The sequence below is a fragment of the Clostridium gelidum genome (genome assembly GCF_019977655.1).
In the GTDB taxonomy this organism is placed as follows: Bacteria; Bacillota; Clostridia; order Clostridiales; family Clostridiaceae; genus Clostridium; species Clostridium gelidum.
The window spans coordinates 2739317-2755444 of sequence record NZ_AP024849.1 but is presented as its reverse complement, the minus strand read 5'-3'; the positions used below and the strand labels follow the sequence as shown (position 1 = coordinate 2755444).

Here is a 16128-nt window from a genome sequence, read left to right as displayed (position 1 = left end):
TAATATACTATAAATTTCAACACTTTAGCAAATAAAATTTAACAATAATTTTAGAATAAATTTGATTCGGGTATATAAATTGGTAAACTCGTCTTTTTTTAGTCGGATTTTGACATAATAATATTTCTAAAACAAATTAAACCAGATTTTCAATTTGGTATTTTATTATTTTGTAAGCTTAAGAATTGTCTTCTTATATTCAGGATATTTTTCCAATAAGAATCTTCTTTCAAATAATTCAAAATCTCTAAATTCAAATCCTGGTGAAACATTGCAGCCAACTAATGCATATCCTTTATTATTCATTGCAGATCCAAATATATAGTCTTTAGGGACTAATACTTGAGGTTTTTCACCATTTTCAATATTAAGGCCAAGTTGTTCAGTCTTAAGTTTTCCTTCAGGGCTAATCATATAAATAGTTAGTGGTGAACCAGAATGGTAATACCACATTTCATCAGATTTTAATCTGTGAAAATTTGAAACTTCTCCATCTCTAAGTAAGAAGTATATACTTGTCCAAAGCATTCTTGAACCTTCAAAATTAACATCCAAATCTTTGTCTGAGATATTTTCTGTTGATGCAAAAGTTTCCTTATAAAAGCCGCCTTCAGGATGAGCTGTCATGTTTAGATTTTCCACAAAATATTCTGCTGTGTACATATTAATCGCTCCTTTTCGTAAAGTATAATTTCATATATCGTCAATAATACTTCCATTTATTACTCTCTCTGACTTGATTGTATATATTTATATAATAACATATAATATTCATTTTTATTATTGAATATCACTTATTTATATACAAAAATTTTAACAATTTACATCTTATTGCTTATTTAGAGAATAAGGTATAAAATATATTATATAATAATTAATGTTAATTGATAATTTATAATTAAAAGGAGTGCATATTATGAACGATATAATAAAATCAATACAAAATCATAGATCTATTAGATCTTTTTTAGACACTGAAGTATCAGAGGAAGTTATTGATGAGCTTCTAAAAGCTTCTCAATCTATGCCTAATTCAATAAATGGTCAACAAACTTCTGTTATTGTAATTAGAGATAAAAAAACAAAATCACAAATAGCTAAATTAGCAGGAGATCAGAAATGGATAGAAGATGCAAATGTATTCTTACTGTTTGTTATGGATTTTTATAAGACATACAAAGCTGGTGAAAAAACTGGAAATCCTCAAGTTATACATGAAAGTATAGAAAGTACTTTAGTAGGTTCTTTTGATGGTGGACTTGCAATGGGAGGCGCAATAATTGCCGCAGAATCTTTAGGCCTTGGTATTGTACCAATAGGAGGAATTAGAAGAAGCCCTTCTAAAATAATAAATTTGCTTGAATTACCAGAATATACTTATCCTCTTGCAGGACTTGCTATTGGATATCCTGCTGATAATTCAAGAAAGAAACCAAGAATGCCTCTTAATTCCTTTAAGCATAATGAAAAATATCATACTGAAGTTTTAGATAAGGCAATAGATGATTATGATAAAGAAATGGAAACTTATTTAAAAGAAATTGGAAGAGAAAAAGAAGTAAATTGGAGTACTGCAACTTCATCTGTTTATAAATCTGTTTATTTTCCAAAAGTTTATCCTACACTAAAAGACCAAGGTTTTAATAACGATAAATAGAAACACGACAATTGGCAATTTATTCAAATCTACTTTAATTCAAATGAGTCATATTAAGAACAAAATCTTAATATGACTCATTTATATTTTAGTATCTATACCACTATATACTTATTCAATTTTTCCACATTATATGAATTCTACCACCCTTTACCCAAGACCTTCTCAACAAACACCTTTGCAACATTTTGATCAAACTGCATACCCGAACATTTTCTCAGTTCATTTATAGCGTCTTCCTCACTTAATGATTTACTCTAAGACCTATCCTCTGTCATAGCATTATAAGCCTCTGCATTTGAATAATGATACAAATATCAACGCTAAAGCTTATTTTAACTTAGCAGAGCCTTATTAAATTGTTTTTATTAAACCTTAAATCTACTAACCATTTCATTAAGTTTTTCAGCAAGCTTAGCTTGATTTTGCGATACTTGTGATAACTGTCCTATAGCTTTTGTGGTTTCATTAATACTATCTTTTATTGTTTCAGCATTTTCAGATGATTTTTGCGAAGTTTCAGCTGTATTTTGTACTGCTTCACTTACTTGATTTATTGTAGCTGCTAGCTCCTCTGACATAGATGCTATTTCATCAGACATGTTGGTCACAAATTCTGCATCATGATAATACTCTTCACCAATTTTCTCTATACCTTCTAACTGCGGATCTACATTTTCATATATAAATGTTAAGACTTCCTTGCTATTATCAGAAAGATTTTTAAATGCTCTTTGAACCCTTACAATTGTATCTTGTATACTAGCCACTGCCAATGCTGATTGTTCTGCAAGCTTCTTTACTTCATCAGCTACCACCGCAAATCCTTTTCCTTGCTCTCCAGCTCTTGCAGCTTCAATGGCTGCATTGAGTGCAAGTAGATTTGTTTCTTCTGATATATTTGCAATAGTATCAGCCATTACCTTTATATTTTCTACTATCTTGCCATCTTCAATTGCTTTTAATCCCTTTTGTTTCTTTTCAGCATATAACCTTCTTGTTTCATCTATAGATAATTTTCCTTTCCTCTGAATCTCTGTAGCCCTTTCTTTTGATTGAATTGCATTGTTGCTTCCTTCCATGGCTTTACTCGATAATATGTTAATACTTGAATCTACTTCTTGAATAGATGCACTTATTTCTTCTGATGATGCGTTTGTTTCCTGCATATCATATGTTATATTATTTATTGCTTTTTCTATATTTACTGCTTTTACTGTAAGTTCTTCCACTGTAGCAGAAAGTTCTTCACCAGATGAGCTCATATCCTGTGATTTTTCTAATATTTGTTTAATAAGTGCCACAAATTCTATTCTCATATGGTTAAATGCATTAGAAAGTTGACCTATTTCATCTTTATATTTTAATAGATGATCAAAATCATTATCATAAGTTAGATCGAGATTTTCAGCTTTTTTTATAATAGCTGTAATTTTGACTATAGGTTTTGAAATTACATTACCAAGATAAAAAGCAACTAAGCCTGATAAAATCAATCCAATTATAACAAACATACTTATTATTTTAATTAGATTATTTGATTGTTTTAAAATCTCATCTACAGGTGCTGTTAATGCAAAAATCCATCCATTTGAAAGATTATTGAAACTTAAATTTTTGCTTACACCTTTATATGTATATGAAAATTGTTTATCAGAAGATGAATTTTTGCTCATTTCATCTGTTATTATTTTCATAGAGCCATTATCTGTAGTGACTAAATTCTCTTTCATACTAAGTTCAGGATGAGACATAATATCATATTTCCCATTAAGTAAAAAACCATATCCCGAATCATAAACCTTAGTATTTCCAACAATATTTTGAATTGTTTTAAAATCAATGTCCATACCAACTATCCCAATAGACTTTCCATCTTTAAATAAAGGTACTACATAAGAAACCATAGTTACATTAATATTAGAATTTAAGTATGGATCCATCCAAATTGGCTTCTTTGCATTTACTGGTATATAATACCATCCAACATGTTCTGCATCACTAGGATCATATTTACTAAAGTCAGTAGGCACTAACTTTTCAAAATTGCCTTTTTCACTTGATTTCGAATAAAAAACTCCAGATGTTGGTGGCGTAATTTGAGGATTGAACCTTATATAAAATGTCATTGCCCCATCTGTATTTTCTCCAAATTCTTTAGCTATAGCTTCAATACGATCTTGATAATTTTGTACATACTCAGCATCTTTTGAAAATTTATTTACATCGTCTAAATTGTCTAATACTATTTTCCCAAGAGTATTTACTGATTGTTCTACTTTAGAAATTGTTCCATTAAGTTCATTTGTTTTGTTTTGACATATTAAAGTTAATTTTTCTCTTGAATTTGTTTCAGACACATTGGTTGAATTTGAGATGCTTACAAATCCAATTAGTAATGAAATTAGAATAGAACATATTACAATAGCCGAAAATATTTTGATTCTTATGCTTTTCATAAATTTGCCCCCTCGTTTATAAAATGTATAAAAAAAGGCCAATAGAAATCAATAATATATAAAACTACTAAATTTCTATTGGCATATGTTATACCATTAACATAAAATTCTTTATGTCCCTACATTTAAATATAAACTTTTAATATTTTCAATTTTTTACAATCTAACAATATAAATATTTAACATAATTCTACCATTTTAGTCATCATAAAACAATATAAATATGATTAAGACTTCGTTAAATTATTTTTCCATTAAATTAACTTTGTAATCTTATCTTTTTCAATTATATATTCTAAATGTAGTGCCCTAGTTAATGACACGTATAATAATCTTTGGTCTAATGTATTCTCTTTATAATTTTCTTCACTTGGATTTAGTATTATAGTACAATCAAATTCTAACCCTTTTGTTAAATATGAAGGAATTATTATTAAATCTTCTTTTAATTCCTTTTCTTTACCTTCTATTAATTCAAAAGTATATATGCTTTTCTTCTTTAGAATTTTATAGATTTTTGATGCTTCTAAAATATCCTTTGTTATTATTGCTACACTACGTTTTCCCTGATCTTTTACATTTTTTATAATTTCAACTATTACATTATAATATTCTTCATCATCTTTAATTTTTATTATTTCAGGCTTTGTGCCATGTCTTAAAACTGGTTTAGCATCCTTAAGACCTAAATTTTGAGCATTTAATGTCTTTTGGGCTAAATCAATTATTTCAACAGTTGATCTATAGCTTTGAGTTAATTGAACATATGTTGCATTTCCCTCAAAAACCTTTTCCGTTATATCCTCCCATGTTTTTAATCCCTTATAATAATAAATTCCTTGAGCTAAGTCTCCTACTAATGTTAATGCATTCCCTTTAGCAAATCTATTAACCAAATAAACTTGAAATGGACTATAATCTTGAGCTTCATCTACTATAATATATTTAAACTTTTCTTTTTCATCTATTCCCTCTAGTAAAATTCTTATATATGCAAGGGCTGCTAAATCATCTTCATCGATTATATTATTTTCATAGTTACTATTAAATTCTTCCTTCATATATTGTGCTAAAATTTTAGGTATTTTCTTATCAGTAGCTATTTCAAATAAATCATCATTATAAAAATTGTAATAAATATCTCTTGAGTTTATTTCTTTCCAGTCTTTGAAATAAGCATTAAATTCTTTTTTACTATCATTCTTTACATGATCTTTTATTTTATCTCTTTCTTCATACAGATTTATAAGGGATTTTCTTCTTTCCTCTGAATCTTTAAATTTATTTCTAATTTCACTTATTTCTTTTTCCCATTCTCTATCTATTTGTAATAATAAAGTTTCAATGCTTCCTTTTATTTTTAAATTCAAATACTTCTTTATCTCATTTTTTCTCTTATTTATAGGATAGGATTTTAAATCTTTAATATACAATCTCTTTATTTCATTTTTGTCAAACAATATTTCATTTCCAACTTTAATGTCCTTTATATCAAGGTTACTTCTTTCAACTAATGAAACATACCTATCAATCATTGTTTTAAATACTAATGTTCCTTTTACTTTACTAGAATTCACTATTAATTTTTTCTTTTCTTCATTTCTTTCTTCTATTATTCTCAGTAATTTTTCATCTTTATTATATACTTTTCCTTTTAATTTAAGCTTTGCTAATATCAATTCTTCAAAGGTACTTTGATTTACCTCTTCTGCTCCAAGACTAGGTAAAATATCTGAAATATAATTTAAAAACAATTTATTAGGAGCTAAAACTAAAATTTCATCCCCACTCATTGTTTCCTTATATATATAAATGAGATATGCCAATCTATGTAATGCTATTGTAGTTTTTCCAGAACCTGCTGAACCCTGCACAATTATAGGTAAATTTTTAGGCCATCTTATTATCTCATTTTGTTCTTTTTGAATTGTTGCAACAACTTCCTTTAATTTTTTCCCCCTAGTTTCTTCAAGGTTTATTTTTAGAAATTCATCAACTAAATTATTACCCTCTTCTTGATTTATAATAATATCATTAATTCCTTCATCAAATAACTGTTCTATATCCCCATTCTTATATAGAAATTTCCTTTTTAATTCTAATTTGCCTTCAATTATTCCAGCTGGTGCTGTATAATACGAATCTCCACCAGTTCCACTATAGTAAAGATCAGCAACAGGTGCTCTCCAATCAACAACTATTTCCTCTCCATCCTTACTATTACTTATGCCTTTTTTACCAATGTATATACTCTCAGTAAATCTTGTGCGCTCTCTAAAATCCACTCTACCAAAATAAGGCTCATTTAATGACTCCTCATATTTCTCAATATCTTGAGATACATAATTAAATATCTTTTCAATGGTTTGTTTTTCTTCACTATAACTTCCTTTTGCTTCTTTGCTTAAAAGTCTAACCTTTTTTTCTATTTCCTCAATGCTTTTCTTTTTTTCATATAATTCTGTTTCTATTACTTTTTTCTTTTCTACTAATATTTTTCTTTCTTGTTTCAAATTCTCATCCATATTAATATTTATATAATGAATATTCAGAAAATTTCATTATACGCTCCTCTCCTAAAAATTATTTACAAATTTAATTACTAGAAACTTTTATTATACCACAATATAGTAATTTAAAATATTTCCTTAACTGAAAACTTATTGGTAATTAATATATTCCGATGAAAATTGAAATATAATAGTATATTTAATTTAATACTGCACACAATAATACATGAAAGAGGTGATTCTCATGGAAGATGATTTTAACAATAATATTTTGGTATTACTCCGAAAATGATTTTAAAGTCCCCATAAGTACACTTGTCTTTCTAAAAAGGTAAAACCAGGGTTTAAAAATAAACCCTGGTTTTATTTTTTTGTACTGTTTCTGAAATATTCACTTCATATTGTAGTAATCTAATAATTTTTCATATTTAGGCACATAAAATATACTACATCCTAAAAGAAGTAATATCTATATTATAAAATATCTCTTTCATAAATTAATCCAGACTTTTAATTTATGAGAATTAAAAGTCTAGATTAACTTTCTGCTATTATAGCTCTTTTCATTTGATTATTACTAATTTTTAAATAATAGATTTTCGAAAATGCTTCTGTATGCTTTTGTACAAATATGACAGGACAATATTAACAATATATGTTTTGCAATATTGAATACATACCTATTAAATTTAAGAGAATAGATGTAATTTTCACATTCTAGTAAGCCCTCTTGCAGGCATATGCATTTTTTCTTCTGTTTCTATATTACTAAGATCTCCTGTTTTAGTATTTGATGATTTCTTCTTCTTTTTATCAGAATTATTTTTTGCCATTTCTCTCACCTCCATTTTAGCTTTTCCTTGTTATCAAATTTATATTCATAGAAAAAAAGTTCTAAGATTTTGATCCTTAGAACTTTCATACTTATATTATATAGTGCAGTTTAATGATTCCCATTGATATAATAGATACCCACTACTAAAATTTTACTTATACTTGGGATTAAATTCAACACTTACCATACTTAAGAGCATATCCAAACAGAGAAATTGGATACATATTTGTGAAGTAGGCATTGAAAATAAGCTGCTGAAGCTTCTTAATGGAAGGTTGTTCCATTTATGCTTGTCCCAATGTATATTGGGAGCATGCATAAATGGGGGCAACCTTCAATTTAGATGCTTCCAGCGAAATTTTCACAGTCCTACGGAATAAATATGTATTCAATTTCGGCTGGTATACACATAAGTATGATTTTCACTGTAGGTATCTATAATATTTCAAATTTTGAACTTAGATATCTCTTCTTTTAGTTTTTGTGAACTTGTTTTAGCCTTTGATGTTTCATTTAGTACATTATTAGATTTGGTATTTACATCTGAAACTCTATTTACTATAAGGCACAATCAAAAAGTTTACCTTTTTCACAGCATATTGTAATTTTATTAATATAATTATATTTAGCAGGTAATCTTAATATTAATTGCTGACATTTTTCATTACATTAGTACTATTTATTGACATAATTCGCAATCTTTGATATTATTATATTATGAGTATGTCGAAAGATGTAATAAATTCAAGGAGGGATTATTATGAAATCTATAGGTATTGTAAGAAAAGTAGACGAGCTTGGCAGAATTGTATTACCAGCCGAATTAAGAAATTCATTAGGTATTGAAAAGAAAAGTCCATTAGAAATTTATGTCGAGAGTGAATATATTATTCTAAAAAAATATCAACCTGATTGCATTTTTTGTGGCGATGTTAAAGATGTTATTCTATATAAAGGGAGAAACATTTGTCCAGTATGTTTTGAAGAAATGAAGTCACTAAATAAGTAATTTCCCATAAATATAAAGAAAAAATAGACTAAGTTTAACAAGATAATAAACTTAGTCTATTTTTCTATTTATTCTAGCCAGGAAATTAATTTTTCATATTATTTTGCTTTTTAACATCATACTTGTCTTCAATATTATGTTCTTTCTATTAAATAATCTTTAGAAAATTCATTATTTTTGACCATGCTAATTTAGTATCTTCAAAATCTTTATAATGCTCTTCTACATGGGTATCATAAAATTCAAGTTCATTTAATATATTTTTAAATTCTTCATTCCCAAAATAATTACATATATTAGGAATTACATTTGATAAATTTTCTTTCATTTTCATAATTTCTGCTTCATAATCATCTCTTTGAGTGATGTAAAGCAAGAGTGGCTTGTACCTAATCCAACCAATGCAAGCTTTTAAAAACCTTTTAGTAATTACACTTGAATCAGCCCTCATAGTTTTTAACTTATTAGGAAGCACCCCAAGAAGCAAATGCTCATAATTAGAAAAACCATCATGGAAGGTATAGCAAGGAACTTTTCTTATATTATATTCACTAATACAAGTACTTAAGAAAGTATCTTCTCCTCTTGCTCCAGGTGGGTTATAAAAAGGAAATAATTTATCGATATGCTTAAAATTAAAACCTAAATTAGAACCTGAAATGAATTTCATTCCATTTATTTCTTTAACAACTTCAGTAATTTCACTATTAATTATATCAAGGTCCGCATATGTAACTCCACCATCATTCATTTTTTCTTTTATTGAACCCCAGTTAATAATATCATTACTTATGGATTCTATAAAGCTTCTAAACTCATCTTCAGAAAGTTTGTCGTTGAAATCAAAATATGGTATTGGAGAAATGTAACCACAATGATGTCCATGTGTCATCTGAACATTCTTAATATTTTTAATATGTGTTGATAATACCTCTTGACCCTTCCAAACAATACTATCATTAATTTTTATAGTTGCTATTGGATATTCATCATCATCAAGGAAAATAAGATAATCCATTTTATTTTTTAATGCAAAATACAAAACTGCATTTCTTTTCATAGCATAGCCTTCACCAAATATAAGTTTAGCCTCTTTTAGAGTGATAACTTTTTTTTCTACTAGATATTGAGCTTCAGTTGTTATTGAAGAATCTCCTAAGTAATACGCCGAATCTACTCCATCCAATATTTCTTCATCTGTAATTTTATAATCACTAACTTTCGTACTTTTATACTTCAAATCGTAAGCAACAAACAGGTGTAATGCATATTTTTTCTTATCAGAAAATCCAGATTCATTCCAATTATCTACATATGTTTTTACTACATTTTTAAAATTCTTTCTTCCTGTTACAAATCCAACGCCCACGTTTATCTTCTTTCTTTCAATTTTCATCTAGTTTCTCCCGCTTCCCACTTTATCAAATTGGGATTGGTATCCATAATCGAATCGTATTGCTCCTTAATTCCATATATAGCATTAGGATCTAAAAGTTCATATCTTTTAAATTTTTCTATTCTATCTTCTTGTGTTGCCCATCCAAGATGTTTAACTCTAAATTTAGATGTAGCTTTTGAAAAAAAGAAAGTATTTATAGGAAATCTTCCACAGTGTTGAGATGTTTCCTTCCATGTATACTTAAAATCAGGTTGGTATCTCATTAAAAATGGTCTATAAACACTGTGCGAATTCCAATATTTATCCTCTCGATAGTCAGTTGCATTCCACATATCATATAGTCTAAAGCAATAAAAATCGTAATTCTGATCATTAATAAGTTTTTGTGCATTGTTCCAAAAACTCTCTTCTAATATTTCATCTGCATCAAGGTTTAAAATCCAATCAGGATTTGTTTTTATAGTTTCATCCCATTGCTTTTTTCTAAGATTTATCTCGTTTCCAAACATAGATTTTTCATTTTGTATAATATGTAACGGAATGCCTTTAAGTATTTCCTTACACATATTTACTGTGTTATCAGAGCTTGCATCATCAATAATAACAGCTTCATCAATATGTTCCTTCAAACTATTTAGCATCTGCCTTAGATAACGTCCTTCCTCATTTTTGACTATCATAGAAAGAGTTATTTTATTCCCATTTTCTTTATGTTTACGTACAAAGTTACAATCTACTTCGCAAACATTTACATAGTCTTTCACGCCTTCCAAATCTTCTTCTCTATAAATATGATATGCAGGATAGTGAGTATCAACAAAAAGGTCAAGACCAAGAACAGCTGCCCTTATGCAGAAAAACCTATCTTCTCCATGTATAGTTAAATTTTTAATAGGCTTAAAATTAACGCCTTCCACAAGTGCAGCTCTACTAATCAATGTACATGCTCCCAGCCCACCCACTTCATATAATCCTGGGATTCTAAGCTTATTCAAAAACTCAATTTCCCTTAATTCCATCTCTTTTTCGCTTAAGTTTTCACCTAATCTTTTAGGTACCAAGTCATATTCATCAAAGAGCCAAACATTTGGTTCTAAAGGTCTGTCCTTATGCCACTGGCTCCAAAATATTTCAGAGACAATGTCCTTATTTGCCACCTTTAAATGTTCAATCAAATCAGGGTGCAAAATCAAATCTGAATCCACAAAAAATAAATAATCATAATTATTTTCTATTGCATAATCAATTATAGAATTTTTGTAATTTGCTACTTTTAACATTAAGTTATCATCCCAATAATGTGATTCTTCATTACATAAATACACGCCCTGTTCAGTGCCAAGCATTATAATAACTTTTGATTCTTCTCTTTTAAACTCTTCTAATAACTTACTGGATTTTTCATCTTTATTATCATCAACAAACATATAATCTATATCAATGTTATTCCTATTAAGATTTTTTAAGGAATTTAAAAAGGCATCCAATATTTCTGGTTTCTGATATACTGGACTACCAACTAATACTCTTTTTTTATTCAATTATGCTAACTCCTTCATAAATCTAGTTTGAAATTCAATGTTGGTGAAAAGTCTCCCACCGCACATCTTGCCCAAGTAGATTATCTTATTTATTATTTTTTATTAGGTTTCTTTGCAGAAATTGTTTCAGTTCCAATTGTTGGCTGTACCGTACCTTTATCAACTATTTTCTTCTTTTTTTTCAATTTGTTTGGATTTTTATCGCCCATTTAATTCACCTCATTCTCACTTTTATGTAATTAATTGCAATTTATGGATGTATTTATATAAAAAACTGTTCAAAAAAGCCACTTTATAAAAAGTGACTTCTAATATTTATATCCATTTTTAGTTGTTGGCACTCTTCACCGATGAGTGCTAATAGATTCATCGTATCACTAAGTTAACATAATGTCAATTTTAGTTATTAATAAAAATATAATAGTTACTATGCTAAAAATATATAATTATCCAATAAACGTTTATCAAACTACCAAAATAACTTCTTTGATTTACCTAATCTCTAGATATAAATTTAATATTTCTGCATATACTAAACATAGTATATAAAGGAGGATTAATTTTATGAATAAAAGTATGAAAATAATATTAGTCATAGCTGGGATTTTAATAATTTTAGCTATTCCTATTGGTGGTTACAATAGCTTAGTTTCTCTTGAACAAAATGTTAACTCATCATCCTCAAACATTGATACTCAACTTCAAAGAAGAAATGATTTAATTCCTAATTTAGTTAGTACTGTTAAAGGATATGCTACTCAAGAAAAAACCATCTTCACAGATATAGCTAATGCAAGAAGTAAATTAGCTGGTGCTACCAATGTATCAGATAAAGCTAATGCAGATACTGCACTTTCTGGTTCTCTGTCAAGATTATTAGCTATTGTTGAGAATTATCCTGATTTAAAATCAAATCAAAATTTTAGAGATTTATCAATTCAATTGGAGGGAACAGAAAATAGAATTGCAGTAGCTAGACAAGATTATAATACTTCTGTAAATAATTATAATACTAAAAGAAGAAGATTCCCTAGTAATATAATAGCCTCATTATTTGGTTTCCAAGAAAAAGCGCTTTATAAAGCAAGCGAGGGTGCCAAAGATGTGCCTTCTGTGGATTTTACTAAGTGAAAATAATCAACAAAAATAGATTTTTAAACTTATTTGTATGTTTTCTTCTTTTAGTAATTTCACTTTTATCTTTTTCAGCACGTGCTGATATTAAACTTCCTTCTCCAACAACTTATAAATATTTAAATGATTATGTTAATGTAATTAGCGAAACAGAACGAAATAGCATAATTTCTATCGGAAAAGAATTAGAAGATAAAACAGGCGCACAAGCCGTTGTAGTTGTAATAGACTCAACCAATAATGTTCCTATTGAAGATTATGCTATTAATCTCTTTAGAAATTGGGGCATTGGTCAAAAGAATAAGGATAATGGTTTATTAATACTTTTAGCTGTAAATGACAGAGCTTGGAGAGTAGAAGTTGGTCGCGGGCTTGAAGGTGCCATTCCTGATGCATTAAGTAACAGAGTTATGGAATCAATTGCAAAACTTAGTTTTGCACAAGGTAAATATGGAGAAGGATTACTTAACTCTTATAGTGCATTGTGTGATTATGCTGCCAAAGAATATAATGTTACTTTAGATAAATCTTTAAACATATCCGTGCCTAATAATACTACAGTTTCAAGTACTAATGTTAAAATTTTTGGAATCATTTTCATAGGTTTGATGTTACTAGATTTAGTATTTAATAGAGGGCGGATTTCTTACCTGCTTTTACAAATTTTCTTTTTAAACAGTTTATTTAGAGGAAATGGCCCTAAAGGTGGATCTACCGGGGGGGGAGGTTTTGGCGGTTTTGGCGGTGGGTCTTCAGGCGGTGGTGGCTCTAGTGGAAGTTGGTAAAACTATTACTCATTAAAGATAATTATTTAAAAATAATTATCTTTTTTTAATAATTAAATTTTATAAACTTCAATGTTCTAATGGCACGCAGTTTGCAATTCTTTCTACTATTATCTATCATGATTCGGACTGTTTTGTACTTTATTAATTGCTTTTGTAACTTGTACTATTATATCTGTTTCAACTTGTTGTTTAGTACTCTCTATTTTTGCTATTATCTCCCCTAAAGGTGTAGCTACATAATATGGTTTTAAGTTATTCATTGAAAGTGTAAAAACATCTCTTTTACATTTATCACATTTACATCCCTCTTCTTTTTCTAATATTATATCCATATACTCTTTTACCCATATTTCCATATAATTAATAACATTATTCATTACTTAATATCCCCTTTATTTAAACCTTAAATATTATGCGAAACCATTTTGGCTAACTATAAATGCTTTAGTACTTTCTTCCAAATGAAATCACTATAATTTTACTATAATTTAACCATAATAAAAAGTCTTAATTAGATTTTTTATTAAATAATTCTTATTATATATATTCAAAATTAAAACTAAAGTGCACTCTTTTAGTAATTACTATCTAAAAATACCCTTTATTTCGTAGTAAAATACGATAATTGTAGTTTTGACCTTGGGAATCTATCCTTAATTCTCAAGAATCTTAATTTGGTTTAAATTATTAATTATATGCAAATAACAATCCGCCTTTTTTTGTATACTATAAATTATAGTTTCTAATTCTTGATTTTCAGATTTTGATTTATCTACCAAATTAGTTAAATTAGCAGATATTTCTTTTATGCCATGCAAATTATTGTTTTGAGAATCTTGTACAACTTGTACATGTTTATGTACCTCTGACTCAGCATCAGTTATATTATCTAATATAGACGATGAACCTTCAATAATTTCAGTAGTTTTAGTTATAACATCAGAACCTTCATTTGATTTAGTAATTAATTGGCCCATAGATGTTGTTAAACTTTGCAATGAATCCATAATATCTTTTGCATTTTCTTGAGTATCAACAGAAAGTTTTTTTATTTCGTTAGCAACAACAGAAAATCCCTTTCCAGCTTCACCTACTCTTGCTGCTTCAATAGCCGCATTTAAAGATAATAAATTTGTTTGCTTTGCAATGCCAGTTATCATAGTTGCAAAACCTTGTATGCTATTATAATGTGTCTGAATATCCAAAATTAATTTTACTAATTCATCAAATACTTGTGAAACAGTACTAACTTGATTTATTAAATCGCCAAATTCACTTTTAGCATTTTCTATTTCCTTTTGGGAATTGTCTAGACTTACAAATACACCATCAACAAGGTGTTTTGTTTCATCACTATTTTGAGATAAACTATGTAAGTATTCATTAACTTGTTTTGTTTGTTCTGTTGTATATTCTGATCCTTTTAGAAGCTTATCTAGCCCACAGGTCATAGTTCCTTCTTCATCAACAAGAACATCAATATTTTTTTGTATTTGTGATGTCAATTCAAAAACTTCTTTTGTATAACCAAAAGATTTTTCGTCTGTCTTTGAATTCATATTCACTTCATTTTTTAAAGATTTCGCTACATTAAGTTTATTTTTATTTAAAAATTTAAGCACACATTTGCCTCCTCAATTATTCAACTATTAATAATACCATTGTTTGATTAGCGTGATTTTTATAAAATTGTTCCCCATAGCTTACAAATCCGCTTATATTAGAACAAAACGAAATAAGTTCTTTATCTATACTTTTCCAAAGATTATCTTGTTGAAATTTTAAACTCCTTAAAATACAATGTACTGAAAAAACAAAAGTTGGTTTAAATGGCATACTTCTAATAGTATTTTTTATTTCAATAATTGGATCAACTGGCTTAAGAACTTCTACAAAAGTATTTGGGATTAGTTGACAATAAAAAGTAATAGACTTGTCAGGATTTACCTTCATAGGTGAAGCTATAAAAATTTCATCTTTATATATTTTACCTAAAGGATTATTCATAAAATGATTAGGCAAATCTGTTTCACTAATATTTAATCTTTTTGCATATTCTGTACTAGCAGGGATGTTATTAAATTTTTTTACAGTTCTATTTATAACATCTGCTTCAGTTACTAATAAGCGTTCTCCACTTGGAACGTAAATATTTTCTTTAATGATACTCGTCCTTGTTTTCATATTAAAGAAAAGAACTGCACTATGAACTCTTTTTGAACCTATAAATATAAAGGTTTCTTTAAATTTAAGATTGTCACCAGCACTTCCACCTATAATTTTGAAATTATCTTCTATAAAATAAAAAGTAGTAATAATACTTTCTTCCATTCCAGTCAATCCATCACACAATAGTAATGCAAAAGCGTTTTTATTATTTTGCACCTTCTTATAAGATTCCTTTAAATTATTAATACTTTTTATTGGAGGATAAAGTATTTCCACAACTTCTGCATCTGACAATTCATATTCAAATCCCGAAATAATTCCATTTTTATATCCTTCTGCACTATATTCACCCGCTGTAGAACAAAGTGTAACATTTGAAGAAACTAACTTAGACATTTCTAATACTTTTTCTATATTTGAAAATAAAACAAATCCCTTATTAATATTTGCTTTGGTAAAATTTGATGCATCTTGTGCATTTGAGAAAACTAACGCTTTCATAATAACAGCTCCTAACCTTTTTAATGCGTTCTGAAAAATATAAATATTTTCCTACATAATTATATCTAAATTTACGAAAAAATACAAATTTCACCTAACTATATCTTATTTTGTAATTTAAATGCA

Annotated in this window: 13 protein-coding genes; 4 read left to right on the top strand and 9 right to left on the bottom strand. The window is 27.8% G+C overall.

What is annotated here, in order from left to right:
• Nucleotides 1–165: 165 nt before the first annotated feature.
• On the bottom strand, nucleotides 166–663 hold the full coding sequence (locus psyc5s11_RS12255; RefSeq protein WP_224037851.1) for a cupin domain-containing protein: 498 nt from the start codon (nucleotides 661–663) through the stop codon (nucleotides 166–168).
• Between the two features lie 253 nt (nucleotides 664–916).
• On the opposite strand from psyc5s11_RS12255, the gene psyc5s11_RS12250 reads away from it, so the two are divergent.
• Nucleotides 917–1657 (top strand): NADPH-dependent oxidoreductase, encoded by a 741-nt coding sequence (locus psyc5s11_RS12250; RefSeq protein ID WP_224037850.1) that lies wholly within the window; start codon nucleotides 917–919, stop codon nucleotides 1655–1657.
• A gap of 368 nt (nucleotides 1658–2025) precedes the next feature.
• On the opposite strand, the gene psyc5s11_RS12245 is transcribed toward psyc5s11_RS12250, so the two are convergent.
• The 3 genes from psyc5s11_RS12245 to psyc5s11_RS27865 all read right to left on the bottom strand — a co-directional run bounded on the left by psyc5s11_RS12245 (nucleotide 2026) and on the right by psyc5s11_RS27865 (nucleotide 7459).
• Nucleotides 2026–4116 (bottom strand): methyl-accepting chemotaxis protein, encoded by a 2091-nt coding sequence (locus psyc5s11_RS12245; RefSeq protein WP_224037849.1) that lies wholly within the window; start codon nucleotides 4114–4116, stop codon nucleotides 2026–2028.
• Nucleotides 4117–4370: 254 nt separating this feature from the next.
• Nucleotides 4371–6641 carry an RNA polymerase recycling motor HelD gene (gene helD / locus psyc5s11_RS12240; RefSeq protein ID WP_224037848.1) on the bottom strand — a complete coding sequence of 757 codons (2271 nt, stop codon included), beginning with the start codon at nucleotides 6639–6641 and terminating at the stop codon, nucleotides 4371–4373.
• Nucleotides 6642–7336: 695 nt separating this feature from the next.
• Nucleotides 7337–7459 carry a hypothetical protein gene (locus psyc5s11_RS27865; protein WP_258712446.1) on the bottom strand — a complete coding sequence of 41 codons (123 nt, stop codon included), beginning with the start codon at nucleotides 7457–7459 and terminating at the stop codon, nucleotides 7337–7339.
• A 762-nt stretch (nucleotides 7460–8221) separates the two neighbouring features.
• On the opposite strand from psyc5s11_RS27865, the gene psyc5s11_RS12235 reads away from it, so the two are divergent.
• Nucleotides 8222–8470 (top strand): AbrB/MazE/SpoVT family DNA-binding domain-containing protein, encoded by a 249-nt coding sequence (locus psyc5s11_RS12235; RefSeq protein ID WP_311196431.1) that lies wholly within the window; start codon nucleotides 8222–8224, stop codon nucleotides 8468–8470.
• 148 nt (nucleotides 8471–8618) lie between these two features.
• Here the strand turns inward: psyc5s11_RS12235 and psyc5s11_RS12230 are convergent, their stop codons facing one another.
• The gene (locus psyc5s11_RS12230) at nucleotides 8619–9866 is read right to left on the bottom strand and encodes a hypothetical protein (RefSeq protein ID WP_224037847.1); all 1248 of its coding nucleotides are present in this window, start codon (nucleotides 9864–9866) and stop codon (nucleotides 8619–8621) included.
• Nucleotides 9863–11410 carry a glycosyltransferase family 2 protein gene (locus psyc5s11_RS12225; protein WP_224037846.1) on the bottom strand — a complete coding sequence of 516 codons (1548 nt, stop codon included), beginning with the start codon at nucleotides 11408–11410 and terminating at the stop codon, nucleotides 9863–9865. The genes psyc5s11_RS12230 and psyc5s11_RS12225 overlap by 4 nt, the downstream gene beginning before the upstream one ends.
• A gap of 564 nt (nucleotides 11411–11974) precedes the next feature.
• Here psyc5s11_RS12225 and psyc5s11_RS12220 point away from each other — a divergent pair.
• On the top strand, nucleotides 11975–12541 hold the full coding sequence (locus psyc5s11_RS12220; RefSeq protein ID WP_224037845.1) for a LemA family protein: 567 nt from the start codon (nucleotides 11975–11977) through the stop codon (nucleotides 12539–12541).
• Nucleotides 12538–13329, top strand: coding sequence for a TPM domain-containing protein (locus psyc5s11_RS12215; protein WP_224037844.1), 792 nt, complete (start codon nucleotides 12538–12540; stop codon nucleotides 13327–13329). Before psyc5s11_RS12220 ends, psyc5s11_RS12215 begins: the two co-directional genes overlap by 4 nt.
• Nucleotides 13330–13439: 110 nt before the next feature.
• Here the strand turns inward: psyc5s11_RS12215 and psyc5s11_RS12210 are convergent, their stop codons facing one another.
• The 3 genes from psyc5s11_RS12210 to psyc5s11_RS12200 all read right to left on the bottom strand — a co-directional run bounded on the left by psyc5s11_RS12210 (nucleotide 13440) and on the right by psyc5s11_RS12200 (nucleotide 16002).
• Nucleotides 13440–13709 carry a late competence development ComFB family protein gene (locus psyc5s11_RS12210; protein WP_224037843.1) on the bottom strand — a complete coding sequence of 90 codons (270 nt, stop codon included), beginning with the start codon at nucleotides 13707–13709 and terminating at the stop codon, nucleotides 13440–13442.
• Nucleotides 13710–13985: 276 nt separating this feature from the next.
• Nucleotides 13986–14954: a methyl-accepting chemotaxis protein gene (locus tag psyc5s11_RS12205; protein WP_224037842.1), complete on the bottom strand. Its 969-nt coding sequence runs from the start codon at nucleotides 14952–14954 to the stop codon at nucleotides 13986–13988.
• 16 nt (nucleotides 14955–14970) lie between these two features.
• Nucleotides 14971–16002, bottom strand: coding sequence for an FIST signal transduction protein (locus tag psyc5s11_RS12200; protein ID WP_224037841.1), 1032 nt, complete (start codon nucleotides 16000–16002; stop codon nucleotides 14971–14973).
• Between the last annotated feature and the right edge of the window lie 126 nt (nucleotides 16003–16128).

Excerpts from the sequence above, each read along its gene's own strand:
- psyc5s11_RS12255 (WP_224037851.1), bottom strand. The coding sequence starts at position 663 with ATGTACACAGCAGAATATTTTGTGGAAAATCTAAACATGACAGCTCAT.
- psyc5s11_RS12250 (WP_224037850.1), top strand. The coding sequence starts at position 917 with ATGAACGATATAATAAAATCAATACAAAATCATAGATCTATTAGATCT.
- psyc5s11_RS12245 (WP_224037849.1), bottom strand. The coding sequence starts at position 4,116 with ATGAAAAGCATAAGAATCAAAATATTTTCGGCTATTGTAATATGTTCT.
- helD (WP_224037848.1), bottom strand. The coding sequence starts at position 6,641 with ATGGATGAGAATTTGAAACAAGAAAGAAAAATATTAGTAGAAAAGAAA.
- psyc5s11_RS27865 (WP_258712446.1), bottom strand. The coding sequence starts at position 7,459 with ATGGCAAAAAATAATTCTGATAAAAAGAAGAAGAAATCATCAAATACT.
- psyc5s11_RS12235 (WP_311196431.1), top strand. The coding sequence starts at position 8,222 with ATGAAATCTATAGGTATTGTAAGAAAAGTAGACGAGCTTGGCAGAATT.
- psyc5s11_RS12230 (WP_224037847.1), bottom strand. The coding sequence starts at position 9,866 with ATGAAAATTGAAAGAAAGAAGATAAACGTGGGCGTTGGATTTGTAACA.
- psyc5s11_RS12220 (WP_224037845.1), top strand. The coding sequence starts at position 11,975 with ATGAATAAAAGTATGAAAATAATATTAGTCATAGCTGGGATTTTAATA.
- psyc5s11_RS12210 (WP_224037843.1), bottom strand. The coding sequence starts at position 13,709 with ATGAATAATGTTATTAATTATATGGAAATATGGGTAAAAGAGTATATG.
- psyc5s11_RS12200 (WP_224037841.1), bottom strand. The coding sequence starts at position 16,002 with ATGAAAGCGTTAGTTTTCTCAAATGCACAAGATGCATCAAATTTTACC.